General features: G+C 59.3%; 28 protein-coding genes. 20 read left to right on the forward strand and 8 right to left on the reverse strand.

Going from position 1 to position 25,056, the window contains the following annotated elements; all coding sequences use genetic code 11:
- Positions 1–5 precede the first annotated feature (5 nt).
- The 5 genes from exbD (at position 6) to AC19YQ_RS00775 (ending at position 5,813) form a co-directional block, all read left to right on the forward strand.
- Positions 6–431 carry a TonB system transport protein ExbD gene (gene exbD / locus AC19YQ_RS00755; protein WP_019828186.1) on the forward strand — a complete coding sequence of 142 codons (426 nt, stop codon included), beginning with the start codon at positions 6–8 and terminating at the stop codon, positions 429–431.
- Positions 428–1,174 carry a TonB family protein gene (locus AC19YQ_RS00760; RefSeq protein WP_048361365.1) on the forward strand — a complete coding sequence of 249 codons (747 nt, stop codon included), beginning with the start codon at positions 428–430 and terminating at the stop codon, positions 1,172–1,174. The genes exbD and AC19YQ_RS00760 overlap by 4 nt, the downstream gene beginning before the upstream one ends.
- 160 nt (positions 1,175–1,334) lie before the next feature.
- The gene (locus AC19YQ_RS00765) at positions 1,335–2,255 is read left to right on the forward strand and encodes a hydrogen peroxide-inducible genes activator (protein WP_133075070.1); all 921 of its coding nucleotides are present in this window, start codon (positions 1,335–1,337) and stop codon (positions 2,253–2,255) included.
- Between the two features lie 8 nt (positions 2,256–2,263).
- The gene (gene recG, locus AC19YQ_RS00770; RefSeq protein ID WP_339475114.1) at positions 2,264–4,339 is read left to right on the forward strand and encodes an ATP-dependent DNA helicase RecG; all 2,076 of its coding nucleotides are present in this window, start codon (positions 2,264–2,266) and stop codon (positions 4,337–4,339) included.
- A 79-nt stretch (positions 4,340–4,418) separates the two neighbouring features.
- Positions 4,419–5,813, forward strand: a complete 1,395-nt coding sequence (locus AC19YQ_RS00775) for an aminoacyl-tRNA deacylase and HDOD domain-containing protein (protein WP_133075072.1) — start codon at positions 4,419–4,421, stop codon at positions 5,811–5,813.
- A gap of 181 nt (positions 5,814–5,994) precedes the next feature.
- On the opposite strand, the gene AC19YQ_RS00780 is transcribed toward AC19YQ_RS00775, so the two are convergent.
- From AC19YQ_RS00780 to AC19YQ_RS00795, 4 genes are all read right to left on the reverse strand, one after another.
- The gene (locus AC19YQ_RS00780) at positions 5,995–6,375 is read right to left on the reverse strand and encodes a helicase (protein WP_339475117.1); all 381 of its coding nucleotides are present in this window, start codon (positions 6,373–6,375) and stop codon (positions 5,995–5,997) included.
- 190 nt (positions 6,376–6,565) lie between these two features.
- The gene (locus tag AC19YQ_RS00785) at positions 6,566–6,841 is read right to left on the reverse strand and encodes an HU family DNA-binding protein (protein ID WP_016782719.1); all 276 of its coding nucleotides are present in this window, start codon (positions 6,839–6,841) and stop codon (positions 6,566–6,568) included.
- Positions 6,842–7,030: 189 nt separating this feature from the next.
- Positions 7,031–8,179: an NAD(P)/FAD-dependent oxidoreductase gene (locus AC19YQ_RS00790; protein WP_500594373.1), complete on the reverse strand. Its 1,149-nt coding sequence runs from the start codon at positions 8,177–8,179 to the stop codon at positions 7,031–7,033.
- A 39-nt stretch (positions 8,180–8,218) separates the two neighbouring features.
- Complete coding sequence (locus AC19YQ_RS00795; protein WP_003437744.1) at positions 8,219–8,386, reverse strand: rubredoxin; 168 nt, start codon at positions 8,384–8,386, stop codon at positions 8,219–8,221.
- 203 nt (positions 8,387–8,589) lie between these two features.
- On the opposite strand from AC19YQ_RS00795, the gene AC19YQ_RS00800 reads away from it, so the two are divergent.
- From AC19YQ_RS00800 to AC19YQ_RS00820, 5 genes are all read left to right on the forward strand, one after another.
- A complete protein-coding gene (locus AC19YQ_RS00800) occupies positions 8,590–9,153 on the forward strand; it encodes a chorismate--pyruvate lyase family protein (protein WP_500594374.1) in 564 nt (187 codons plus the stop codon).
- Positions 9,153–10,043, forward strand: coding sequence for a 4-hydroxybenzoate octaprenyltransferase (gene ubiA, locus AC19YQ_RS00805; protein ID WP_500594375.1), 891 nt, complete (start codon positions 9,153–9,155; stop codon positions 10,041–10,043). Before AC19YQ_RS00800 ends, ubiA begins: the two co-directional genes overlap by 1 nt.
- A gap of 321 nt (positions 10,044–10,364) precedes the next feature.
- The gene (locus AC19YQ_RS00810; RefSeq protein WP_500594376.1) at positions 10,365–10,646 is read left to right on the forward strand and encodes a fructose-bisphosphate aldolase; all 282 of its coding nucleotides are present in this window, start codon (positions 10,365–10,367) and stop codon (positions 10,644–10,646) included.
- Between the two features lie 110 nt (positions 10,647–10,756).
- Entirely contained in the window at positions 10,757–11,029 is a 273-nt protein-coding gene (locus tag AC19YQ_RS00815; protein ID WP_500594377.1) for a type II toxin-antitoxin system Phd/YefM family antitoxin, read from the forward strand.
- Entirely contained in the window at positions 11,026–11,358 is a 333-nt protein-coding gene (locus AC19YQ_RS00820; protein ID WP_500594378.1) for a type II toxin-antitoxin system RelE/ParE family toxin, read from the forward strand. The genes AC19YQ_RS00815 and AC19YQ_RS00820 overlap by 4 nt, the downstream gene beginning before the upstream one ends.
- A gap of 23 nt (positions 11,359–11,381) precedes the next feature.
- Here AC19YQ_RS00820 and AC19YQ_RS00825 read toward each other — a convergent pair whose 3' ends face one another.
- Complete coding sequence (locus AC19YQ_RS00825) at positions 11,382–13,763, reverse strand: penicillin acylase family protein (protein WP_500594379.1); 2,382 nt, start codon at positions 13,761–13,763, stop codon at positions 11,382–11,384.
- Positions 13,764–13,803: 40 nt separating this feature from the next.
- Complete coding sequence (locus AC19YQ_RS00830; RefSeq protein WP_500594380.1) at positions 13,804–14,388, reverse strand: DUF6436 domain-containing protein; 585 nt, start codon at positions 14,386–14,388, stop codon at positions 13,804–13,806.
- Between the two features lie 108 nt (positions 14,389–14,496).
- Here AC19YQ_RS00830 and bipL point away from each other — a divergent pair, with 108 nt between their 5' ends.
- A complete protein-coding gene (bipL, locus tag AC19YQ_RS00835) occupies positions 14,497–15,438 on the forward strand; it encodes a phospholipase BipL (RefSeq protein ID WP_500594381.1) in 942 nt (313 codons plus the stop codon).
- A 29-nt stretch (positions 15,439–15,467) separates the two neighbouring features.
- Here the strand turns inward: bipL and AC19YQ_RS00840 are convergent, their stop codons facing one another.
- The gene (locus AC19YQ_RS00840) at positions 15,468–16,220 is read right to left on the reverse strand and encodes a DUF2059 domain-containing protein (protein ID WP_133075080.1); all 753 of its coding nucleotides are present in this window, start codon (positions 16,218–16,220) and stop codon (positions 15,468–15,470) included.
- 152 nt (positions 16,221–16,372) lie between these two features.
- On the opposite strand from AC19YQ_RS00840, the gene AC19YQ_RS00845 reads away from it, so the two are divergent.
- The 3 genes from AC19YQ_RS00845 (at position 16,373) to AC19YQ_RS00855 (ending at position 18,300) form a co-directional block, all read left to right on the forward strand.
- Positions 16,373–17,008 (forward strand): 2OG-Fe(II) oxygenase, encoded by a 636-nt coding sequence (locus AC19YQ_RS00845; RefSeq protein ID WP_500594382.1) that lies wholly within the window; start codon positions 16,373–16,375, stop codon positions 17,006–17,008.
- A complete protein-coding gene (locus AC19YQ_RS00850) occupies positions 17,005–17,496 on the forward strand; it encodes a 2-thiouracil desulfurase family protein (RefSeq protein ID WP_339475128.1) in 492 nt (163 codons plus the stop codon). The genes AC19YQ_RS00845 and AC19YQ_RS00850 overlap by 4 nt, the downstream gene beginning before the upstream one ends.
- A 90-nt stretch (positions 17,497–17,586) precedes the next feature.
- Positions 17,587–18,300, forward strand: a complete 714-nt coding sequence (locus AC19YQ_RS00855; RefSeq protein WP_133075083.1) for a carbonic anhydrase — start codon at positions 17,587–17,589, stop codon at positions 18,298–18,300.
- Positions 18,301–18,470: 170 nt separating this feature from the next.
- On the opposite strand, the gene AC19YQ_RS00860 is transcribed toward AC19YQ_RS00855, so the two are convergent.
- Positions 18,471–19,106: a hypothetical protein gene (locus tag AC19YQ_RS00860; RefSeq protein WP_133075084.1), complete on the reverse strand. Its 636-nt coding sequence runs from the start codon at positions 19,104–19,106 to the stop codon at positions 18,471–18,473.
- A 347-nt stretch (positions 19,107–19,453) separates the two neighbouring features.
- On the opposite strand from AC19YQ_RS00860, the gene coxB reads away from it, so the two are divergent.
- From coxB to AC19YQ_RS00890, 6 genes are all read left to right on the forward strand, one after another.
- Positions 19,454–20,578: a cytochrome c oxidase subunit II gene (coxB, locus tag AC19YQ_RS00865; RefSeq protein ID WP_133075085.1), complete on the forward strand. Its 1,125-nt coding sequence runs from the start codon at positions 19,454–19,456 to the stop codon at positions 20,576–20,578.
- A gap of 82 nt (positions 20,579–20,660) precedes the next feature.
- Entirely contained in the window at positions 20,661–22,250 is a 1,590-nt protein-coding gene (ctaD, locus tag AC19YQ_RS00870; RefSeq protein ID WP_133075086.1) for a cytochrome c oxidase subunit I, read from the forward strand.
- Between the two features lie 21 nt (positions 22,251–22,271).
- Complete coding sequence (locus AC19YQ_RS00875) at positions 22,272–22,844, forward strand: cytochrome c oxidase assembly protein (RefSeq protein ID WP_133075087.1); 573 nt, start codon at positions 22,272–22,274, stop codon at positions 22,842–22,844.
- A 12-nt stretch (positions 22,845–22,856) separates the two neighbouring features.
- Positions 22,857–23,744, forward strand: a complete 888-nt coding sequence (locus tag AC19YQ_RS00880; RefSeq protein ID WP_133075088.1) for a cytochrome c oxidase subunit 3 — start codon at positions 22,857–22,859, stop codon at positions 23,742–23,744.
- Entirely contained in the window at positions 23,741–24,478 is a 738-nt protein-coding gene (locus AC19YQ_RS00885) for an SURF1 family protein (RefSeq protein WP_500594383.1), read from the forward strand. Before AC19YQ_RS00880 ends, AC19YQ_RS00885 begins: the two co-directional genes overlap by 4 nt.
- Positions 24,453–25,046 carry a PA_0111/PP_0108 family redox-active disulfide protein gene (locus tag AC19YQ_RS00890; protein WP_339475135.1) on the forward strand — a complete coding sequence of 198 codons (594 nt, stop codon included), beginning with the start codon at positions 24,453–24,455 and terminating at the stop codon, positions 25,044–25,046. The genes AC19YQ_RS00885 and AC19YQ_RS00890 overlap by 26 nt, the downstream gene beginning before the upstream one ends.
- Positions 25,047–25,056: the final 10 nt, after the last annotated feature.

Below are 25,056 nucleotides of genomic sequence, written 5' to 3' on the forward strand. Positions count from 1 at the left end.
CGGCCATGGGCCTGCATTTAAAAGAAGGCGATGACGATCTCGCCGAGAACCATGAAATTAACGTCACCCCTTTTATCGACGTGATGCTGGTACTGCTGATCATCTTCATGGTGGCAGCACCGCTGGCCACTGTGGATATCAAGGTTGACCTGCCCGCTTCGACCGCCAAACCGGCGCCTCGTCCCGAGAAACCCGTGTTCCTCAGCGTCAAGGCTGACCAGCGGCTGTATCTGGGCGAAGAACCGGTCACGGTTGAAGCGCTGGGCCCGACCCTGGATGCCAGGACCCACAACAACAAAGACACGACGATCTTCTTCCAGGCCGACAAGGGCGTGGACTACGGTGACTTGATGAGCGTGATGGATGCTTTGCGCGCAGCCGGTTACTTGAAGGTGGGTCTGGTCGGACTTGAGACGGCAGCCAAGAAATGACCATAGCGCGCCAAAAGATGACGCGTTACGCAACCAGCCTGGCCGTGGTATTGGGTGTCCATGCAGTGGCAGTGATTCTTGCCCTGCAATGGTCCAGCCCGCGCGCGATCGAACTTCCGCCGCAAGCGATGATGGTTGATCTGGCACCACTGCCGGCACCGCCTCCTCCTGCGCCGCCAAAAGTGGTGACACCGCCACAACCGCCGGCGCCAGTGGAAGAGTTGCCGATACCCAAGCTGGCCGAAGCGCCCAAGCCGAAGATTTCTGTACCCAAGCCGGTCAAGCCCAAGCAAAAGCCTCAGCCGCCCAAGCCTGTGGAAAAACCGGACCCGGTCAAAGAGAAGCCTTCAGAAGAGAAACCCAGCGACGCGACGCCGACCAAGAACACCAGCGAGAAATCCGCTGCACCGGCCCCGGGGCCGTCTGCGCAACAACTGGCGGCCAAAGCCAGTTGGGAAGGCACCTTGCTCAGTCACTTGGGCAAGTACAAGAAGTACCCGCCTGCTGCGCAATCCCGTGGCAAGGAAGGCCTGAACCGTCTGCGCTTCGTGGTGGATGCTGAAGGCAAGGTACTGTCCTACGAGTTGGTAGGGCGTTCCGGCAATGCTGATCTGGACAGGGCGACCCTGGAAATGATTCGCCGGGCACAGCCATTGCCCAAGCCGCCGCCCGAGATGCTGACCAATGGCAGCATCGAGATCGTGGCACCCTTCGTTTATTCCATCGATAAACGTCGGCGATAACACCGCAAAGGGCACCTCAGGGTGCCCTTTGTGCATCTGCGAGCAAGATAAATCAGCCCTGCCTTTGATTAGCGACTGTAGCTCTTGGGGCAATGTCTGATAACGTGCGTCTATCGATTGCAGCCGCTATGCTTGGCCCGCAACCACAGGGACGCACGCTATGACGCTTACAGAATTACGCTACATCGTTACCCTCGCCCAAGAGCAACATTTCGGCCACGCTGCCGAACGTTGCCACGTCAGCCAGCCGACCCTGTCGGTGGGTGTGAAAAAACTGGAAGACGAACTCGGTGTGCTGATTTTCGAGCGCAGCAAAAGTGCGGTACGCGTAACCCCGGTGGGTGAAAGTATCGTGGCCCAGGCACAAAAAGTGCTGGAGCAGGCGCAAGGTATTCGCGAGTTGGCACAGGCGGGCAAAAACCAGCTGACGGCCCCGCTCAAGGTCGGCGCGATCTACACCGTGGGCCCGTACCTGTTCCCGCACCTGATTCCACAACTGCACCGGGTTGCCCCGCAGATGCCGTTGTATATCGAAGAAAACTTCACCCACGTCCTGCGCGACAAGCTGCGTAACGGTGAGCTGGACGCGATTATCATCGCGCTGCCGTTCCAGGAAGCCGACGTGCTGACCTTGCCGCTGTACGACGAGCCGTTTTACGTGCTGATGCCCAGTGAGCACCCGTGGACCAAAAAAGAGACCATCGACGCCAGCCTGCTGAACGACAAGAGCCTGCTGTTGCTGGGCGAAGGTCACTGTTTCCGCGATCAGGTCCTGGAAGCGTGCCCGACCGTGGCAAAAGGCAATGATGGCGCCATGCACACGACGGTTGAGTCCAGCTCGCTGGAAACCATCCGCCACATGGTCGCGTCCGGCCTGGGTATCTCGATTCTGCCGTTGTCGGCCGTCGACAGTCACCACTACGCACCCGGTATCCTGGCTGTGCGCCCGTTGACCCCGCCGGTGCCGTTTCGAACCGTCGCCATTGCCTGGCGTGCCAGCTTCCCGCGGCCCAAGGCAATTGAAATCCTCGCCGACTCGATCCGCCTGTGCTCGGTGGCCAAGCCGCCTGCTGAGAAGTAATTACGCCGATGACCGAGTTGTCGAAAGTGTCGGTCACTGCGCTCAAGGGCGTGGGCGAGGCCATGGCCGAGAAACTGGCCAAGGTCGGACTGGAAAACGTCCAGGACGTGCTGTTCCATTTGCCGCTGCGCTATCAGGACCGGACCCGCGTGGTGCCGATTGGCGCCTTGCGCCCCGGTCAGGACGCGGTGGTTGAAGGACGGGTTATCGGTGCCGATGTGGTCATGGGCAAGCGCCGCAGCTTGCTGGTGCGCATCAACGATGGCACTGGCGGCCTGAGCCTGCGCTTCTATCACTTCAGCAATGCGCAAAAGGAAAGCCTCAAGCGCGGCACTGAAGTGCGCTGCTATGGCGAGGCCCGGCCAGGAGCCTCGGGGCTGGAAATCTACCACCCCGAATACCGCGCCATTACCGGTGACGAACCGCCGCCCGTCGATACCACCCTGACGCCGATTTATCCCACCACCGAAGGCCTGACCCAGCAGCGCCTGCGCCAGTTAAGCCAGCAAAGCCTGGCCATGCTTGGCCCGAGCAGCCTGCCCGACTGGTTGCCGCCGGAACTGGCCAAGGACTATCAACTGGCCCCACTCGACCAGGCCATTCGTTATCTGCATCAGCCGCCCGCCGATGCCGATGTTGAAGAACTTGCCTTGGGCCATCACTGGGCGCAGCACCGTCTGGCCTTTGAAGAGCTGTTGACTCATCAACTGTCCCAGCAGCGTTTGCGCGAGAGCCTGCGCTCCCAGCAGGCGCCCGCACTGCCCAAGGCCACAAAACTGCCGGTGCAGTTTCTTGCCAATCTGGGCTTCCCGCCGACGGGAGCCCAGGCTCGGGTCGGCAACGAAATTGCCTATGACCTCAGTCAGCCCGAACCCATGCTGCGCCTGATTCAGGGCGACGTAGGCTCCGGCAAGACGGTGGTTGCTGCGATGGCCGCATTGCAGGCGCTTGAGGCGGGATATCAGGTGGCATTGATGGCACCGACTGAAATCCTTGCCGAGCAGCACTTCATCAACTTCAAACGCTGGCTGGAGCCTCTGGGGCTGGAGGTCGCCTGGCTGGCCGGCAAGCTCAAAGGCAAGGCTCGCGTGACGGCGATGGAGCAAATCGCCAGTGGCGTGCCCATGGTCGTGGGTACCCATGCGTTGTTTCAGGAGCATGTGCAGTTCCACAATCTGGCGCTGGTCATCATTGACGAACAGCACCGCTTTGGCGTGCAGCAACGTCTGGCCCTGCGCAACAAGGGGGTGGGCGGTGTGATGTGTCCGCACCAGTTGATCATGACCGCTACCCCTATTCCGCGCACCCTGGCCATGAGCGCTTACGCCGACCTCGACACCTCTATTCTCGACGAACTGCCCCCTGGTCGAACCCCGGTCAACACCGTACTGGTGGTCGACACGCGACGCATCGAAGTGATTGAGCGAGTGCGTGCCGCCTGCGCGCAGGGACGACAGGCCTACTGGGTCTGCACCTTGATCGAAGAATCCGAAGAGATGACCTGTCAGGCCGCCGAAACCACCTTTGAAGACCTTTCCAGTGCCTTGGGAGAGTTGCGCGTGGGTCTGATCCACGGGCGCATGAAAGCGGCTGAAAAAGCGGCTGTCATGGCCCAGTTCAAGGCCGGTGAGCTGCAGTTGCTGGTGGCGACCACGGTCATTGAAGTGGGCGTCGACGTGCCCAATGCCAGCCTGATGATCATCGAAAACCCTGAGCGGCTGGGCCTGTCACAACTTCACCAACTGCGTGGGCGTGTAGGCCGTGGCAGCGCCGCGAGCCATTGCGTGCTGCTGTATCACCCGCCGCTGTCGCAAATTGGCCGCCAGCGTCTGGGCATCATGCGCGAGACCAACGACGGCTTTGTGATCGCCGAAAAAGACCTGGAACTGCGCGGCCCTGGAGAAATGCTGGGCACCCGCCAGACTGGCCTTCTGCAATTCAAGGTTGCCGACCTGATGCGCGATGCCGACCTGCTGCCCGCCGTGCGGGAGGCCGCCCAGGCGTTGATTGAGCGCTGGCCTGGTCATGTCAGCCCCTTGCTGGATCGGTGGCTGCGTCACGGCCAGCAATACGGACAGGTTTAAAACACTATTCAGTAAATGGTCCGGCTGCCGATCTAGTAACGGCTTATCAAATTTGAGTTGTACAGAACGGAAGCAGACCATGACTGAAGTTGCCAGCGCCCCTGCCGTTGCGAGTACGCCGTCTGTTATCGGGCGCTTGCTCGGTGACTTGGCTATCGCTTATCGCGAAGTCCCTGACCACCCGGCGCTCGATCCCGCGCGCAAGGTCCAGGCTGTACTGCTCGATGACGCGGTCGGCATCCTCATGGTGCTGTTCACGCAGAGCCATTTGCTGGATCTGAACCGTCTGGCTGACTTGATCGGGCGCCGCATGACCGCCGTTGCTCCCGATCGCCTGCAGGCCATGCTCGACAAACATGGCCTGAGCCTGTTGCCAGGGCTGCCAGCGCTGATCAACTCGCCCTGCCTGTACGAAGAGCAATTGCTGCAACAACCCACACTGCTGATTAGCGCAGGTGAGCCGGGGCGGTTGCTGGAAATCACTCGGGAAGATTTCAAATACCTGCTCAAAAATGCCAGCGTCGGTCGCTTTGGCGAGCCCCTGAGTGCGATCAAACTTGATTACACAGGGGACGATGGCGAGGCCATCACCCGAGCCGTTCAGGCATTCACGGCACGCCGGATTCAGCAGCGGCTCGAAGCGACCATCGAGTTGCCACCGTTGGCTGAGAGCGTGCGCAGAATGATGCGGCTGCGTTCCGATCCCGATGTCACCATCGATGAGATCACCAGTGTTGTTGAAACCGACCCGGCACTCGCGGCACAAGTCATGAGCTGGGCGTCGTCGTCGTACTACGCATCACAAAGCAAGATTCGCTCGGTCGAAGACGCCATTGTGCGAGTGCTGGGGGTCGATCTGGTGATCAACCTGGCGCTCAGCCTGTCGTTGGGCAAAAGTCTGAGCCTGCCCAAGGACAATCCGCAATCGAGCACACCCTACTGGCAACAATCGATCTATACCGCAGCGGTGATCGAAGGGCTGACCCGCGCCATGCCTCGGGAACTGCGTCCTGAAGTCGGCATGACTTACCTGGGCGGGCTGTTGCACAACTTTGGTTACTTGCTCTTGGCCTATGTGTTTCCGCCGCATTTTTCGCTGATCTGCCGTCATCTCGAGGTTAACCCGCATGTCAGCCATAGCCTGATTGAACAGCATTTGCTGGGCATCAGCCGTGAGCAAATGGGGGCCTGGTTGATGCGGTTTTGGGGCATGCCTGAGGAGCTGGCGATTGCGGTGCGCTTTCAACATGATCCGGCCTACATCGGTACCGATGCCCACTATCCGAATCTGGTGTGCGTAGCGCTGGGGTTACTGCAAAACCGCGGAATTGGGCATGGTGCGTGTGCGCCGCTGCCAGATGCGTTGTTTGAGCGTTTGGGGGTGTCGCGGGACAAGGCCGAAGCGGTCGTCAGCAAAGTACTGGAGGCTGAAGTGTTGCTGCGTGAAATGGCAGCGCAGTTCGGTCAGGCCTGAAGCCCGGTCTGCTCCATTTCAGTAGCCGCTGAGGAGCGAAGCGAGGCTGCGATCGGCTGCGAAGCAGTCGTAAAGCCAACCTCCACTATTTGTCAGGAAAATCGCGTACTCAGGTTTTGCGATCGCTGCGCAATCGATCGCAGCCTCGCGGAGCTCGTCAGCGGCTACAAATATCCGAGGTCTACGCCTTTGTCTTCTTACGCGGCTTGAGGTATTTGGTCAGGCCCTGGAACCAGATCACCAGCGCCGGGTTGCCCTTGATCTGAATCGACTTGTCCTGAATCCCGGTCATGAACGCCAGTTGCTTGTTCTTCGCTTGCAGCGTGGCGAAGCCGTAGGCGGCATCCTTAAAGGCGATGGCAAACGCAGGCTCGGGGTACAGGCCGCCGTGGCTGGTGATGCGCTGGTTTTTGACCTTGAAATGACGGGCCACTTTGCCATCGAGGGTTTGCAGCTGGAACACCAGATCCTTGTCAGCCAGCTGTTGCTGGAAAGCAGGATTCTTACGGCTGGCTTTGCCCATTAGAAAGCCAAGCATCCAGAGCAGAAAACGAAATTTCATGTACGCGGCCTCGGGGGAATAAAAAATGGCCGGCGCAGTGTAACGATTTGAGCGAAGAACGCCACATGTCTGCATGGATGGGCGTAGATGGGGTAGGTTTTGCCACTTATGGCCGCATAATCGACCCGGTTACAGTCAAGAATGGGCCGCCAGGATCGCCAGCTTGCCCATTCTTCATGTCGCCAAGGGCTTAAGGATTAACGCTGTCCTTGAGGAACTTGCCCGGCTTGAACGCTACCGTGTTGCTGGCCTTGATGGTGACCGGCTGACCGGTTTGCGGGTTTTGTCCGGTACGGGCACCGCGATGACGCTGAATAAAGGTACCAAAGCCGACCAGCGTGACGCTGTCTTTGCGATGCAGGGCCTGGGTGATTTCTTCTAGCACTGCATTGAGTACGCGGTTGGCTTGTTCTTTGGTGAGGTCGGCCTTTTCAGCAATAGCGGCGGCGAGATCTGGTTTACGCATGATGAAGCCTCATTGACGGTTTTTTGTTGTTATGTCCGTGCTGCTCTCTATGGAGCAGCGCCCAAGGCGCCGCAGGCTCTAAACTGCGGCAGACCGGTGTGAGAATGGCATGCGGTCAAGGCCGGCGCCAGCCTCTGCACAGGCTTTGTTGAGTCAAGGCAGTGCCATATCCGACAGAGTGCGCCGTGTTTACGCCAAAAGTGCAGGCAGCTCTTTGTTCAGTGCGAGTTTTTCGCGAACGGCTTCGCCGGTCAGGGCATAGCCGAGCAATTTGCCATCGGCATCGCGGCACAGCGCCTTGATATCGGCGCCCTGACCTTCCACGGTCCACACGCCGTCTCGGCCGCGCGGCACAGGTGATACCACCAGCGGGCAAACCGGGGTCTTAACGGTAATGGGCATAGCGCCATAACTGACCGTAGTCGGGTTGCCTGCCAGCGTTTGCGCCAGTGCACGGGCGCAGCTCATGAGCGGCATCACGTACAACAGACTCAAGCCATCGACCTCGGCACAGTCACCCAGTGCGTAGATGTTGGGGTGGGATGTTTGAAGCTGGCGATCGACTTCGACCCCGCGATTGACCTTGATCCCGGCTGCGGCCGCCATATCGATGCGTGGGCGCAAACCGATGGCTGACACAACAACATCACACTGGACTACGCTGCCATCCGACAAATGCGCGTCGAGCCCGGCATCGGTGCGTTGCAGTCGAGTCAACACCGGTCCCAGATGAAAGCGTGCCCCCAGGCTCTCAAGGCCTGACTGGACCGCAGCCGCGGCTGCGGGATGCAGCAGGGTTGGCATCACTTGCTCGCAGGGCGCGACCAGATCGACCTCATAGCCCCCTGCGATCAGGTCATTGGCAAACTCACAGCCGATCAAGCCCGCCCCCAGGATCAGTACCCGGCGCTTGCCTGCCGCTGCGGCACGAAAGCGCGCGTAATCTTCAAGATCATTGATCGGGAAAATGGCGTCCTGGGCATCGCCCTCTACCGGCACCTGCACCGTTTGTGCGCCCCACGCCAGGATCAGGTCGCGATAGGGCACGGCTTCTTCGCCAATCCACAATTGCTTGTGGCCCGGGTCGATACCGCTGATGCGAGTGTGGGTGCGCACCTGGGCCTTGAGTTGTTCGGCCATCGCCTGGGGCGTTGCCATGCTCAGGCCATCGGCTTCCTTGTTCTTGCCAAAGCCGGTGGACAGCATGGGCTTGGAGTAGGAGCGCCCGTCATCGGCCGTGATCAGCAGCAGCGGGGTTTCGCTGTCCAGCTTGCGAAACTCGCGGGCCAGGTTATAGCCAGCCAGCCCGGTGCCAACGATCACGACAGGTGCGTTCATTCCAATCTCCAAAGGTGAATCAGGTTTTAAAAGGGTCGATCAGTTGATTTCAATCATCTCGAAATCCATTTTGCCGACGCCGCAGTCCGGGCACAGCCAGTCTTCAGGCACGTCTTGCCACAGGGTGCCCGGGGCGATGCCATCGTCCGGCCAGCCGTCGGCTTCGTTATAAATCAGTCCACATACAATGCATTGCCACTTTTTCATCGGGGTACTTCCTAAAGGTTCAGGCTTGGACGAGACCACAGACTTATCAACACCCGCCGAGTTGCTCGTCAAATTCAGGGCGTTTTGTACTGATGACCACAGGCAGATGCAAGCACCAATACTGCCAAAAGGCCCAAGGCCGCTCAATCAAGGACCGGCGTGATAAGCTCGCCGACCTCAATGGCTGCCAATTATGACCCACTGTGCCGCACATAACTTCTGCGCTTGTCTCCCCCGTCTGGCTTGAGCAAGGCCAACTTCCTGCCCTGCCTGACGCACAAACGTTCGACTGGCTGTTTGATGAGGGTTCTCTGACCCGGCGTCTCACTGCGATTTCAGACGATTCCTTCAGCGTGCTTCCGCTTTTTGAGGGCTGGCAGGTGTTGCGCCCGGACGAATGTGCTGCACTTGAACTGCCCCAGGGCATTCAGGGCTGGGTGCGTGAAGTGTATTTGCGCGGGCACGGCCAGCCGTGGGTGTTTGCTCGCAGCGTGGCGGCCAAAAGCTCGCTGCAAGAGGGCGGCCTGAACATGGACGAGCTGGGCACCCGCTCATTGGGCGAGTTGCTGTTTAGCGATCAGGCCTTTGAGCGTGGGGCGCTGCAGGTGTGTCACTACCCGCGCCACTGGTTGCCACGGGTCGACCAGGTCGATCACCTGTGGGCCCGCCGCTCGCGCTTTGTTCGCGGGGCACTGAGCGTGCTGGTGGCCGAAGTGTTTTTACCCAAACTGTGGACCGCCCTCAGTGCCCGGTCGGAGAACAACTGATGTACATGCGCCTGCTCAAATCACTCAACCGGTTGAACCCTCGCGCCTGGGACTTCATCCAGCTGACCCGCATGGACAAGCCCATCGGCATCTACCTGCTGCTGTGGCCGACCCTGTGGGCACTGTGGGTTGCCGCCAAAGGTGTGCCCTCGCTAAGCAATCTGCTGATCTTTGTATTCGGCGTGATCCTGACGCGAGCGGGGGGCTGCGTGATCAACGACTTCGCCGATCGCAAGGTGGATGGTCACGTAAAACGGACGGAACAACGGCCGATGGCCAGCGGAAAAATCAGCAGCAAAGAGGCGTTGGTGTTTTTTGCCCTGCTGATGGGGCTCAGCTTCCTGCTGGTGCTGTGCACCAATGCACCGACCATCTGGTTGTCATTCGGCGCGCTGGCACTGGCCGCGACCTACCCGTTCATGAAGCGCTATACCTACTACCCGCAAGTGGTACTGGGTGCTGCGTTCTCGTGGGGCATCCCGATGGCCTTCACCGCCGAAACCGGCAGTTTGCCTGCTGCGGCATGGTTGCTGTACATCGCCAACCTGCTGTGGACGGTGGGCTACGACACCTACTACGCCATGACCGACCGCGAAGACGACCTGAAAATCGGTGTCAAATCCACAGCGATCCTGTTTGGCGATGCTGATCGCGTGATTATCCTGAGCCTGCAGGGTCTGGCCCTGGGCTGTCTGCTGCTGGCAGGTTCGCACTTTGAACTGGGCGGCTGGTTCCACCTTGGGCTGCTGGGCGCGGCGGCGTGTTTTGTGTGGGAGTTCTGGTACACCCGCGACCGTGATCCGCAGCGCTGCTTTAAAGCTTTCCTGCACAACCACTGGGCAGGCTTGTCGATTTTTGTGGGGATCGTGCTGGATTATGCGCTGGGCTAAACCCACAGGAATTGCATCCCATGCCTACAAATGCGAGATTGCTCGCAAATTGAATCGACACTTATAGTTTGTTTCGCTCACTGACTACTGTCAGTGGCGGGGTTTCGCAGCCCATACGCTATAGGTGTCATTCGTCAAAGAGCCTGATGAAGGTACTTTTCAGTATCTGAAATTCGTTTTATGGCGGTTGTACGCGGGAGACCTTCGGGTCTGCCGGGGCACCTATAGCTCGGTCTGCGAACCTGCGTGCAACTGCCACCCAAACCGTTTCGCAGCGAACGGTGGCAGTACCTCTTTTAATTCTCTATAGGTGCTGCATTCATGAATACTCAAATCCAATTCCAACGTTTTCTCCCTCTCGACACCCTGACCTCCCAAACCCCTGTGTTGTTTATCGACAGCCATGCACCGTTGGCGAATTTGCACGCCTGTGTGGCCGAGCGCCTGTCTGCGCTGCATAAATTGCTGACTATTTTTGCCTGTTGCCCGCTGTGTGACAGCAACCCCGGCGACCTCACCACAGTCACCAATATCGCCCGCTTGATGCTGCAAGATGCCAACGATGTATTTGACGTGATCCAACAGCGCGGCATGAGCGCCTGAGCCTGCTCGCGAAGGGTTCACGGCAATGACGTCGTGCCCCTTCGTCGCTAAAGCAGCGGGCAGGACTGAATTAAGACTAAAATTGGTCTTGATATCGCCTGGAGGGCGCCATGAAATATTCATCCCAAGTTCGGCCCATCAGTTATCTGAAGAGTCATACCGCCGAAATCGTGAAATCCATCACTGAGAATCGGCAGCCTTTGCTTATTACCCAAAATGGTGAGGCAAAGATGGTCGTCATGGACGTTAAAAGCTACGAAGAACAAGCCGAGACCATGGCTTTGCTGAAGTTGTTGGCACTGGGCAACCGAGAAATAGATAACGGCCAGTTCAGTGACATCGAGGATGTATTTGCCGAGCTGGAACAGGCTGATGTGCAATGACGTTCAAAGTCGTCATGCTGAAGTCAGCACAGATCGACCTTAAAACGCTCAAGCACTACATCATCAAGAATTTCTCTGCCAGTACCTGGCAAGCCACTTACGAGCAGTTGAAAAACTCAATTCGCACGCTCGCAGAGTTGCCTCACTCCGGTTCAATTCCCGATGAACTGCAGGCCCTGAGCCTGAATCACTTTCGGCAAGTGGTCAGTGGCATGAACCGGATCATTTACGAAATACGCTCGCAGACGGTGTACGTACACATCATTGTTGATTCGCGTAAAAGTTTGCAATTGCTTCTGACTCAACGACTGCTAAGGGCTGAGCTGTAACGCTAATGACGTGCCCCCACACCTCACCGCACCGGCATCAGCCGCAAGGTGCTGCGGGTGTTGAGCTGGATTTCGGCTTCGTCCATATGTGGCTTGTCGTAGTCGCCTTCGATGTAGGACTCGGCCTGATCACGGTAGTGTTTGTCGAAGGGCACGCCGCTTTGACCCACCGGGTTGATGGTCAGCCCGTGGGCCGGGTCGGCAAAGTCGATCAAGCGCCGCGTTGATGGGCCGTAGGTCACCGGCCACGGTGCGTTGCCGAGTTTGGCGCTGAGGTTGTTCGGCACTTCGTGGCTGCCGGGAGCGGCGAAGGGACCGACGTTGAACAGCCAGTCCAGAGGCTTTTGTCGACCCAGCGGGTGCTCGTGGGTCAGGGTGTGGGCCCGGCCCCAGCGCCATTGTCCGGGGTCGTCGCCCAGGACAGCCTTCAAGTGGGCAATGCTGGCCTGCCAGGCCACTTTGACCGTGTCAGCGCGGGTCTCTTTTTGCGCTGTTGTGCGGTTGTCCCACCACGGCGAGTCCGGGCTTGCGGCCAGGCGTGGCAAGGCAGCATCAACCACTCGCGTCGTCAGCAGGGTGTCAAAAAAGGCGTCACCCAATTTGTCACGCATGGTGGCTTCAGTGAGGCTGTACAAGAACTGGTTGAACACAGTGGCGGCAATCGAATCGAGCGGGTAATCACCTGTCCATTGCGCCAGTTGTTCTACCAGTTTGCGCTCGGCTGGAACCGTGACGACTTCGCGCAGTACGGGCAACAGGGGTTTGAGCACTCGCTGGCCGTAGTCTGTGGCGGTTCCCAGTTGCAGGGCCTGGCTGTTTTTCAGGTTCCATTTCACGCTGTTATCGCTGAGCTGGCGATTTAGCTGCTGGCCACGGTCCGCCAGGTTGTAGTAACCGGGAATCTCGATGCCAGCAGGGGATAACGGCTGGAAGTTGGCTGACACGATATAGCCTCGTGCCGGGTTTTCTTCCTGGGGGTTGGCGCTGAACGGGTAGAAACCGTCCTTGTCGGCCTGGTTGGTGCTGCCGTCCAGAATGAACGCCGGGTTGACCCCGGCCGGGCGCTTGGGTAATTGCGCCGCTGCCCACCAACCGATATCGCCCTTGGCGTTGGCCCATAGCAGATTGAGCCCCGGCGCCTGAATAAAGGTTGCGGCCGTGCGCGCCTTGCTCAGGCTGTCGGCACGGTTGAGCTGATAGAAGCCTTCCAGAATCGGATTTTTCGTTTCCAGAAAACCCCACCACATCGCGATCGGCGTGTTGCCCGCCGTTGCGCCCAGCACGTCATTGATGATCGGCCCGTGGGGTGATTGGCGCAGTGTAAGCGTGACCGGTGCCTCGCCCTTGACGGCAATCTGCTGCTCGGTGCGGGTCATGTCGACCCACTGACCGTGGTACCAGACCTGATTGGGATTGTCGGGGTTGGTCTTCTCGGCGATCAGGTCCAGATCGTCGTTCTGGAACATGGTCAGGCTCCAGCCGAAATCCCGGTTGTTGCCCAAAAAGGCGAACGGAACCAGGGCCTGATGGTAGCCATACAGCTCAAAATCCGGTGCCGAAAGCTGGGCCTCGTACCACACCGAGGGTGCCGAAAAGCGGATGTGCGGGTCGCCTGCCAGCAGCGGTTTGCCACTTTGGGTGCGTTTGCCCGCCACCACCCATGCATTGCTGCCCTCGAACTGTGGCAAGCCGGCCTGGCTCAGGGCCTGATCGCTCAGTCGGGCCAGCGCTCCCAGGGTTTTCCAGTCGTTGGCCGCCAGTGCCGGGGCCAATACGCCCTGGGGTTGCCAGTCGAGGTCGAAGATTTTCAGGTAGTTGCTGCCCAGTTCATCGCGCACATACGTCAGTAGCGGTTCAGTACGAAAGGCGGCGGCAAAACTGTAGGCCATGTAACCGGCAACGCTGATGGTGTCTTCGGCGGTAAAGGGCCGTGGCGTGATGCCCAGCAGGTCGAACTCCACGGGTTTGGGATTGTTGGCCTGGAACTGATTGATCCCGTCCAGATACGCCTGCAAGGCCAGGAAAGCCGGGGATTGAGGATCCAGCTCCGTCAGGTAACTGGCAGCCCGCTCGCGGATGCGCAGGCTGCGAAACAGTTTGTCGGTATCGACCAGCTTGGGCCCCAGCACCTCGGCCAGCTCACCCCGCGCCAGGCGACGCATGATTTCCATCTGAAACAGCCGGTCCTGGGCCTGCACATAGCCCAGGGCGCGATACAGGTCAGCCTGGTTGCCAGCCCGAATATGCGGCACCCCGCGCTCGTCATAACGCACCGTGACCGGCCCCTGCAGTGCAGCAAGCCCGACCTGGCCATGGCGTGTCGGCAGTTTGCTTTGCACGTACCAGAACCCGCCGCCTGCGATGGACGCGACGACAAGAGCGATAAGGGTCAGGCTGCGTTTCATGGAACTACTCCTTGTTCTGCTCAAGTGCACCGGGACGCTATCAACGTGCGGCGTTATCAGCCTGCCACGGGCAATAGCAGCCTACGGCCATGGTGTGGGTGGCCTTGACCGGACGGCCTTCGCTCAGGGCTTGCAGGATGGGTTCGATAAAGCTGTTGCTGGCGTTGCAGGTGGCACCTTCGCTGTAGGGACCGAAGTAGGCCAGTTGGCCGCTGCGGTCCCAGATGGCCACGGCCGGGCTGGCGCTCAGGCGTTCGGCGCCGGGCAGGCTGGCCAAGGGCTTGATGGCGCCCAGGGTGGAGGGCAACTGGCCTTGAGTGCCGGGCTTTTTCACTGAGTAGAACTCGACACCTTGCGGGACGTAATGGGCCAGCAGTTCACCGAGATGCTGCTGGTTGCCAACGTTACACGGGCAGGCCGGGTCCCAGAAATGCACCACGCGAATCGCACCCGGGCCGGACAGTTCGCCGGGCAGGCTCAGTACGTCGCCTGCAAATAGCGCGGTTTGATCGCTGAAGGCGCGAATGTAGCGGCCCTGGAACCAGTCGTAAGCGAGCCACAACCCCACTGCGCAGATCAGCGTCAGCAGGCAGGCCAACAGGGTTTTCAGCGTGGGCACCGGCATGCAAAAGCTCCTTGAAGGTCGCGTAGCTTGCCATGCCTGACCTGACAGATGAATATCGATGGTCTATAAAGCCTGTTTTGCGCTTGTGCGCCCTGTCTGGAAGCCCTTATGCCTGCCCCGTTTGCCCCCGATTCCTTGCGCGCCAGCTTGCAGCCGTTGGCCGCGGCTCAACCGTTATCGAGAGAGGGCCTGGCGTATCAGCACTTTTATGGGCTGGATTTTCCTCTGCGTCCGGCTGTGGTCAAACGCCAGTTGGGCCGCTTTAGCGCAGGCGGCTTCGAACTGGTCAGTCAGGTGTGGTGGCCCGACACCCCGCCTGTGGCGACCCTGTTTGTGATTCACGGTTTTTATGACCACATGGGGCTGTATCGGCATGTGATCGAGTGGGGATTGAACCGGGGGTTTGTCGTGATTGCCTGTGACCTGCCGGGGCATGGGCTGTCGAGTGGAGAGCGGGCCAGCATCGATGATTTCACGCAGTACCAGGCAGTCCTGCAAGGGTTGTTTATCGAGGCGCAATCGTTGCAATTACCCCAGCCTTGGCACCTGTGCGGGCAAAGCACGGGCGGGGCGATTGTCCTCGATCACTTGCTGCACCACGGGGAGCACAGCCCGGCTCAAGGGCAGGCCATTTTGCTCTCGCCACTGGTTCGCCCCAAAGGCTGGAGCTGGTCAAAGTTCAGTTATTACTTGCTGCGCCCTTTCGTCAAAGGGATTGCCCGACGCTTTAGCGAGAACTCCAACGACCCGAATTTCCTGGCATTTCTGCAAGCCGATCCGCTGCAGCCGGTACGTTTGCCAACGGCGTGGGTGGGGGCACTGGCGCGCTGGATTCCGCGTATTGAAGGCGCATCACCGAGTGCCCGCCAGCCGTTGGTGATTCAGGGCGAAGCCGACAAGACGGTGGACTGGCAACATAACCTTGAGGTATTGAGCGCGAGGTTCAAGCAGCCGCAGATACTGCTATTACCTGAAGCGCGCCACCATCTGGCGAATGAAACGGCAGAAATCCGCGCGAGGTATTTTGCGTTTCTGGATAAGTTCTTTTGAACTTGATAGTGAGCCTGTAGGGCTTAAGCCTACTGGCTCAGGTTTGAGGTACTTTGCCCGACTGCCAACCCGGCGCGGATCGCGGCCAGAGCGGCCTGGTAATAGGTCTTGCCTTCAGGTGACTCAGCAAAGGTGACGAATTCTTCCAGCTCCGGGTCAGACAGGTCGCGATACACGTAGAGCAACGTGTTATCCAGCTCACCGGCGATCTGGTCCATCAACCGCTGGCGCTGGCCATTCAACATGCTTTGGGCCTGCCCGCCACCCAGCAGCCCCGGGATCATCGAGCTCAAGCTGTCGGCGGCAACGCCAGCAATGGCCAGGCTGACTTCAGCTCCGGCTTCACGGGCAGGCAGTGCGCGGGACAAATGATTGATCAGCAACTGACGGGTGGCGCTGGCTTCCATGCGCGGCAAGCCTTGTGCGTGCTTGGCCAGTTGATCGCGGCGGGTGGCCAGCAGTTCGGCGGCCACGATCTTGCGACCCAGCGGCGACTGAAAAAAGGCCAGGGCAGGATCAGGATCAGGCAGGTGTTTGCGCATCTGGTCCCTGGCCCGTTGGTCCATTGCATCAGGCGCAAAACGCTGGTTGCTGTTGTTGACCAGTGCCTGATAGACCGCAGGCGGCAAATTGTTGCTGTAGCGCTGCTGAGCGGCGCTCAGGGCATCATTGAAATGCGCGCGTTGCTGCGGCCAGCCGGCGACCGTAAACAGATCATCAAGGTTATCTGCCCATGCGGGTAACGTACAAAACATCATTAACAGTAAAAACAAGCGGCGCATGAGGGGCTCCTGTCTGCAGGGCGCTATTGTCCGGGTGTGGCGTAGGACTTGTCGAGAATTCGTCTCGCTCTAATGGGCTTTAAATGCACAGGTGAAATTTTTCGACGTTGCCAGCCAGACGGAGCTGTCAGATTTTGAGGCGGCTCGATACTATGCGCGCCATGCCAATACCCTCTGATCACCCGCTGTTTCTACGCATCGTCGACGACCTGTACGCGCAGGGATGGTCACAGCAAACTATTTTCCTGCCCGAGGCTTTGACCCTCGAGCTGGCGGCCGAGTGCCATAAACGTTCTGCTGAAGGTGAACTCACTCCCGCAGCTGTTGGACGCGGCCTGACCCAGGAGGTTCGCGAGGGTATACGGGGTGACCATATCCAATGGTTGGAGCCGGGAGAGGCTTTGGCCTGTGACAGTTATCTGGAGTTAATGGAAAGCCTGCGAATCGCCATGAATCGCAGGCTTTTTTTGGGCCTGGAGGACTTTGAAAGTCACTTTGCGCTGTACCCGCCCGGTGCGTTCTACCTCAAGCACCTGGACCGCTTTCGCGACGATGACAGGCGCATTGTGTCGGCCGTGGTGTACCTCAATCAGAGCTGGCTGCCCGAACATGGTGGGCATTTGCGCATGTACCTCGAAGGAAATGTCGACTATGACGTGTTGCCGACCGGTGGTTGTCTGGTGGTGTTCCTCTCGGGTGAGATCCCCCACGAAGTGATGCCAGCGACCCGTGACCGTTTGTCGTTGACCGGTTGGTTTCGTCGTCGTGCCACCGAGATATTTCTATGAGCCACAAACTGTTGATCAGCCGCTGCCTGCTGGGCCATCCCGTGCGCTACGACGGCGGCGCCAGCGGCCCGTATGCGCAATTGGCCCGGTGGCAGGCTGAAGGTCGGGTCATTGCCTTGTGCCCGGAAGTGGCGGGTGGTTTGCCGACACCCCGTGCGCCGGCGGAAATCCCCGGCGGCCAAGGAGTTGAAGTGCTTGCGGGCAGAGCGCCGGTGATGACTGTCGAAGGCGAGGATGTGACCGCAGCCTTTTTATCCGGGGCCCGGCAGGCGCTGGCGCTGGTGACGCAGCACGGCATCCGTATCGCTATCCTCAAGGCCAACAGCCCGTCTTGCGGCAATGTGCAGACGTATGACGGCAGTTTTGGCGGCGTGAAGGTCGACGGTCAGGGCGTGACCGCGGCGTTATTGATTGGTGCCGGGGTTCAGGTGTTCAGTGAACTGGAGCTGGAAGACGCGGCAAAAGCGCTGGCAGCCCTGGATTTGTAGTCCGTTGCTGAAAGTTGCTACGGGTTGTGTATTTTCAGCAGGATTTGAGTTCAGGTAACATTCGTCTCCACTTTGCCCAGGGATATACCGATGACTGACAAGCCTAAACCACAGCCCTCGGCCGCGGCTGAAAGTGCTGATACAGCACTGCACCATATCGTTGATGGCTTTCTGCACTTTCATCACGAAATCTTCCCTGAACAAGAAGCCTTTTTCAAAAAACTCGCCACTGCACAAAGCCCGCGTGCGATGTTTATCGCCTGCGCCGATTCGCGAATCGTGCCGGAGCTGATTACCCAGAGCGCGCCGGGTGATTTGTTCGTGACCCGTAACGTTGGCAACGTCGTACCGCCATACGGTCAGATGAACGGCGGTGTTTCGACGGCCATCGAGTACGCGGTGCTGGCACTGGGCGTGCAGCACATCATCATTTGCGGGCATTCCGATTGTGGCGCGATGCGTGCAGTGCTCAACCCCGCCAGCCTGAAAAAAATGCCGACGGTAAAAGCCTGGTTGCACCACGTTGAAGTGGCCAAGACCATGGTTCAGGACAATTGCAATTGCGCCAACGAAGCCGAAAGCATGCACGTACTGACCGAAGAGAACGTGATTGCCCAGTTGCAGCACTTGCGCACGCATCCGTCGGTGGCGTCACGCATGGCCAACGGGCATCTGTTTATTCATGGCTGGGTTTACGATATCGAAACCAGTCAGATCAAGGCCTACGACGCCGACAAGGGCGCCTTCCTGCCGCTGGATGGCACCACTGCGATCCCGAGCGCGACGCCTAAAGCACGTTTTTAAACGGCGCGACACTTGTAGCCGCTGACGAGGCACGAAGGCTGCGATCGGCGGCGTAGCCGTCGTAAAGACGAATTGCACAGTGTGTCAGGCAGAACTTGCACTCAGGATCTGCGGCGGCTGCGCCGCCGAACGCAGCCTCGCTACGCTCCTCAGCGGCTACAAGCTTGTGGTTACAACGCCAAGCCGACACCCAATTGCTTGGACAGGCAAGGCCAGCGCTTCCAGGCCGCGCCGGTCTCGGGGCTGGTCAGGCGCTCGCGGTAGGCCTCGACCGATTCCAGAGCGAAGCTCTCGTCATTGAGCATCAGGTCAACAGCGTGATGCACGGCGGCGTCCAGCTGGTTGGCAAAGTCTTCGCCAATCAATTGGTGGGCAATCAGGTTGGCCACCGTCATGTCCAGCGGGATCAGTGGCTGCTGGAAGTGCTTGATGTAGAGGTCGTTGACCTCTTCGACCAGACGGTGCGCCAGGTAAGCCTCATCCAGCAAACCCTCAAGGCCTTCGTGACCCGCGAGCAGCGGCAGTGGCTGGGCAAAAAACTGTTCGGCGATTTTCAGTATCGGCTTGATTTGCGATTCGATACCGGCCTCGCGAGCAACCTCATTGGCCGCATCGAGCAAGTCGGGCACCTGGTCGATGTAGGCGCTGACGAAACGTGTCATCACCAGATTGCGGTCGACTTCAGGCAGTTGAATGGCGGTGTGAAGGTGTGGCAATTGAGCGGCCAGATGCTTGGCGAGCAGGCCCGTTTCGGCCTCATGTTCTTGGGCACGCGAGATCTGCACGCGGATGGCGGCGGTGTTCATTGGAACTCCAGGGGGGGTGCTAGGCAGGGAAGTACTTTAAAAGTAGCCCTCCTCAAGTCAAGGAGAGGCTTTTTTTCAGGGGGAGTATTGTTATTCATTTTATGACCGGGCAGTGAGTGCCATTTGTCGATGGGGGGTTATTTCATTGTTTTTGCCCCTCTCATTGCGGGGTTGGGCTCGGTGTCTATACTCGTTTTTGTAACCGTTTTTTGATGACGCCCGACTGCTTGAGCAGACGAGGCTCGGCGGTAAGAGTTCGCAGGTTTTGAAACCGCCCCCTTGTAGCGCTGCCCGTAACACAGATGCAGACCGGCGCAATAACAAGAAAAATAAAGGGGAGCACCGCGATGCGACATCCACATCTATGGATGGGTTTGCTGTTGTGGTCAGTGTTCGGCCAGGCTCACGCGGCCTGGACAGTGAACATGTCGCCTGGGGCGACCGAAGTCAGTCATGCGGTCTTCGACCTGCACATGATCATCTTCTGGATCTGCGTGGTGATCGGCATCATCGTCTTCGGTGCCATGTTCTGGTCAATGATCGTTCACCGTCGCTCCACCGGCCAGGTGGCGGCCAAGTTCCATGAGAGCACCACGGTCGAAATTCTCTGGACCGTAATCCCTCTGGTCATCCTGATCGCGATGGCCGTGCCTGCGACCAGGACCCTGATCAATATCTATGACAGCAGTGATTCGGATGTGGATATCCAGGTCACCGGCTATCAGTGGAAGTGGCATTACAAATACCTGGGCCAGGACGTCGAGTTCTTCAGCAACCTGGCCACACCCGCCGATCAAATCCATAACCAGGCCCCCAAGGGCGAGCACTACTTGCTCGAAGTCGATGAGCCACTGGTGTTGCCCATTGGCGCCAAAGTGCGGTTTTTGGTGACCTCGGCCGACGTTATCCACTCCTGGTGGGTGCCTGCCTTTGCGGTCAAGCGTGATGCCATTCCGGGCTTTATCAACGAAGCCTGGACCCGCGTCGAGAAGCCCGGCATCTATCGCGGCCAATGCGCCGAGCTGTGCGGCAAGGACCACGGGTTTATGCCGATTGTGGTCGATGTCAAAACCCGTGCGGACTACGACGCCTGGCTGGCCGAGCGCAAGGCCCAGGCCGCGCAGCTCAAGGAGCTGACCAGCAAGGACTGGACCCTCGACGAGCTGGTGGCTCGTGGCGACAAGGTCTATCACACCGCCTGCGTAGCCTGTCACCAGGCCGAAGGCCAGGGTCTGCCGCCCATGTTCCCGGCGCTCAAGGGTTCGCCGATTGCCACCGGCCCGGCCGCCGATCACCTGCACCGCGTGTTCTTCGGCAAGCCGGGCACGGCAATGGCTGCTTTCGGCAAGCAGTTGTCCGAAGTGGATATCGCCGCCGTCGTGACCTATGAACGCAACGCCTGGGGCAACAACAAGGGCGACATGGTGACGCCAAAAGACGTGCTGGCGCTCAAACAGGCGCAAGGCAAGTGAGCCGCTCAGTGAAGTGCGCACGCAACGGTCGGGGGCAATGTGCCGCTGGCTTCTTGGTCCAGCTGTTTGCAGGAGTCAGGACATGAGTGCTGTTATCGATGACCACGGACATGCAGACGGCCAGGCCCATGGTCCGGCCAAAGGCCTGATGCGCTGGGTGTTGACCACCAACCACAAAGACATCGGTACCTTGTACCTGTGGTTCAGCTTCTGCATGTTCCTGCTCGGCGGCTCGTTTGCGATGGTCATTCGCGCCGAGCTGTTCCAGCCCGGCCTGCAGATTGTGGCTCCGGCCTTTTTCAACCAGATGACCACCATGCATGGGCTGATCATGGTGTTCGGCGCGGTGATGCCCGCGTTTGTCGGCCTGGCCAACTGGATGATTCCGTTGATGATCGGCGCACCCGACATGGCCCTGCCGAGGATGAACAACTTCAGTTTCTGGCTGCTCCCCGCAGCGTTCCTGCTGCTGGTATCGACCTTGTTTACCGCCGGTGGCGGGCCCAATTTCGGCTGGACGTTCTATGCGCCACTGTCCACAACGTACGCACCCGAAAGCGTGACTTACTTTATTTTTGCCATTCATTTGATGGGTATCAGTTCAATCATGGGCGCGATTAACGTGATCGCCACCATCCTGAATTTGCGTGCCCCCGGCATGACCTTGATGAAAATGCCGCTGTTTGTCTGGACCTGGCTGATCACGGCCTTCTTGCTGATCGCGGTCATGCCGGTGCTGGCGGGCGTGGTGACCATGATGTTGATGGACATCCACTTTGGCACCAGCTTTTTCAGCGCGGCCGGTGGCGGAGACCCGGTGTTGTTCCAGCACGTGTTCTGGTTCTTCGGGCACCCCGAGGTGTACATCATGATCCTGCCGGCCTTCGGTGCCGTCAGCTCGATCATCCCGACCTTCTCGCGCAAGCCGCTGTTCGGCTATACCTCGATGGTCTACGCCACGGCCAGCATCGCATTCCTGTCGTTTATCGTGTGGGCGCACCACATGTTTGTGGTCGGCATTCCGTTGGTGGGCGAGCTGTTCTTCATGTACGCCACGTTGCTGATCGCGGTGCCGACCGGGGTCAAGGTGTTCAACTGGGCCAGCACCATGTGGCAAGGCTCGCTGACCTTTGAAACACCGATGCTGTTCGCCGTGGCCTTTGTGATCCTGTTCACCATTGGCGGGTTTTCCGGGTTGATGCTGGCCATTGCCCCTGCGGACTTCCAGTACCACGACACCTATTTCGTGGTGGCGCATTTCCACTATGTGCTGGTACCGGGAGCAATCTTCGGGATCTTCGCGTCGACCTACTACTGGTTGCCGAAATGGACCGGTCACATGTACGACGAAACCTTGGGCAAGCTGCATTTCTGGCTGTCGTTTGTGGGCATGAACCTGACCTTCTTCCCGATGCACTTTGTGGGGCTGGCGGGCATGCCGCGGCGGATTCCGGACTACAACCTGCAATTTGCCGACTTCAACATGGTGTCGTCGATTGGCGGATTCATGTTTGGCGTTACGCAGTTTCTGTTCCTGTTTATCGTCATCAAATGCATTCGCGGCGGCCCGAAAGCACCGGCCAAACCGTGGGACGGTGCCGAGGGTCTGGAGTGGAGCGTGCCTTCACCTGCGCCTTACCACACCTTTACGACGCCTCCGGAGATCAAGTGAACACCCCTGTAGGAGACGGTCATGACTGAGTCCTCTTCCATCAAGCGTCTGGTCCTGCGCCTGTCACTGATGGTGGTGGTGATGTTCGCCTTCGGTTTTGCGCTGGTACCTATTTACGACGTGATGTGCAGGGCCTTCGGTATCAACGGCAAGACTGCCGGGCAGTACGAAGGTGAGCAGGTGGTGGACCCGAGTCGTCAGGTACGGGTGCAGTTTTTGTCCACCAATGCCATCGACATGGTGTGGGACTTTTATCCCAAGGGCGATCAGCTGGTGGTCAACCCCGGCTCGGTCAACGAGATGGTCTTTGTGGCCTACAACCCCACCGACCACCCCATGTCGGCGCAGGCGGTGCCGAGTATTTCTCCCGCCGAAGCGGCTCAGTACTTTCACAAAACCGAGTGCTTTTGCTTTACCCAGCAGGTGCTGCAACCGGGTGAACGGATCGAGATGCCGATGCGCTTTATCGTCGATCGGGCCATGCCCAAGGATGTGAAACACCTGACGCTGGCCTACACGCTGTTCGATATCACTGCTCGCCATCCGCCCGTCGCCGCTATCGCTGGCAAGGACGCTGACCAGCCTTCCCGATAAGGAGAAAGCCCCATGGCAACTCATGATCAGTACTACGTCCCGGCGCAAAGCAAGTGGCCGATCATTGCCACGATCGGCTTGCTGGTCACGGTGTATGGCCTGGGAACCTGGTTCAACGATCTGAAGGCGGCGCGGCCTGAATCCCATGGCCCGCTGATCTTCTTTGTCGGCGCCCTGATAGTGGCCTACATGATGTTTGGCTGGTTCGGCGCGGTTATCAAGGAGAGCCGCGCCGGGCTCTACAGCTCGCAACTGGACCGTTCGTTCCGTTGGGGCATGACCTGGTTTATTTTTTCCGAGGTGATGTTCTTTCTCGCGTTTTTTGGCGCGCTGTTTTATGTACGCCACTTTGCGGGCCCTTGGCTGGGTGGCGAAGGCAGCAAGGGCGTGGCGCATATGTTGTGGCCTGACTTTCAATTTGCCTGGCCGCTGCTGCACACCCCCGACCCGGCCCTCTACCCGCCGCCCAAAGGCACCATCAGTCCTTGGGGCTTGCCACTGCTCAACACAGTGCTGCTGGTCAGTTCCAGCATCACGCTCACCATTGCCCACTACGCACTGAACAAAGGTCATCGCGGGGCACTCAAGTTCTGGTTGGCCGTCACGGTGCTGCTGGGCGCCGGTTTTCTGGGGTTCCAGGCCGAAGAGTATGTCCACGCGTACAAAGAGCTGGGGCTAACCCTGGGCTCCGGGATCTACGGCGCGACTTTCTTCATGCTCACCGGTTTTCACGGCGCCCACGTGACCATTGGTGCACTGATTCTGCTGATCATGCTGATTCGCATCGTTCGAGGGCATTTCACTGCCGAGCACCAGTTCGGCTTCCAGGCCGCAACGTGGTACTGGCACTTTGTGGACGTGGTCTGGCTCGGCCTGTTCTTGTTTGTCTACGTGCTATGACGCGCTTTCGTCCCGGTGTTGCCCCCACCCTGGTGGTGCTGGCACTGCTGCCTGTGCTTGTGTTTCTGGGGTTCTGGCAGCTTGGCCGCGGTGAGCAGAAACGCGTGTTGCTCGGCAGCTACGCCGAGCGCCAGGTAGCCGCGCCGGTAACGGTCGGGCAACTGCTGACCCTGGACGGCCCGGCCTTTCGCCGCGTGCAGTTGCGCGGGCATCTGGATGGGCAACACAGCCTGTTGCTGGACAACCGCGTACGGGACGGCAAGGTCGGCGTCGAGCTGCTGCAACCTTTTCAGGATCAGGCCAGCGGTCAGTGGCTGCTGCTCAATCGTGGCTGGTTGCCGTGGCCGAGCCGCCAGACACCGCCCGTGTTCACCACCCCCGATCAGATACTGGACGTTCAGGCGTGGGTCTATGAGTCTCCGGGCACGCCCTTTCAGTTACACGCCGATCCGTCGGACGCGCCCTGGCCACGACTGGTAACGGCCGTGATGCCTGACAAATTGTGGGCCGAGCTGGGCCGCGAAGGTTTTGCCGATGAGGTGCGTATCGCTCCGGGCCCCGCAGCGTATCAGGCCGACTGGCCGCTGATCTCCACGGGCATGGGCCCGGAGAAACACACCGCTTATGCCGTGCAGTGGTTCGCGATGGCGCTGGCCTTGCTCGGTCTTTATCTGTACCTCGGTTGGCACACTGCTCAGGAGAAACGCCATGGGAACGGCCATCAATCAGCCTGATACCGCACGCGTCCCGTCCCCGGCTACACGTCGGCGCGGACGGTTGCAGCTGATCCTTATTTTGCTGCTTACCGTTGGCCCCATGGTGTTGGCCACGGGCATGTACAAACTCAAATTCTGGGTGCCCGACAGCCGTAGCTATCACGGTGAGCTGATTGGCGACGGGCAAAGCCGGGCCGCCCTTGGGGTGGCGGCCGATGAGCAACGCTGGCAATTGCTGGTGACCGCGCCACAGGCCTGCGATGCGGATTGCCAGCAACTGGTGTATCTGGCCCGCCAACTGCAAATCGGCCTGGGCCGCGATGCGTCCCGTGCAACCCACGGGCTGGCGGTCGCACAGCCGGTGGACGCGGCCTACGCCGCCAAGCTGCAACTCGAGTATCCGCAGTTACAGCGCTACACCCTGGACGTGCCGACTTATACACAGGGCGCCGAGGGCAACGGTGCCGCGCAACTGTGGATCATCGACCCCCATGGCAATCTGGTGCTGCGCTACGGCCCCGGGGTTATCGGCAAGGACGTGCTCAACGACCTGCGCCTGCTGCTCAAGCTGTCCAATATCGGATAGGGGCTCTGTC

The organism is Pseudomonas sp. MF06569 (assembly GCF_059862735.1).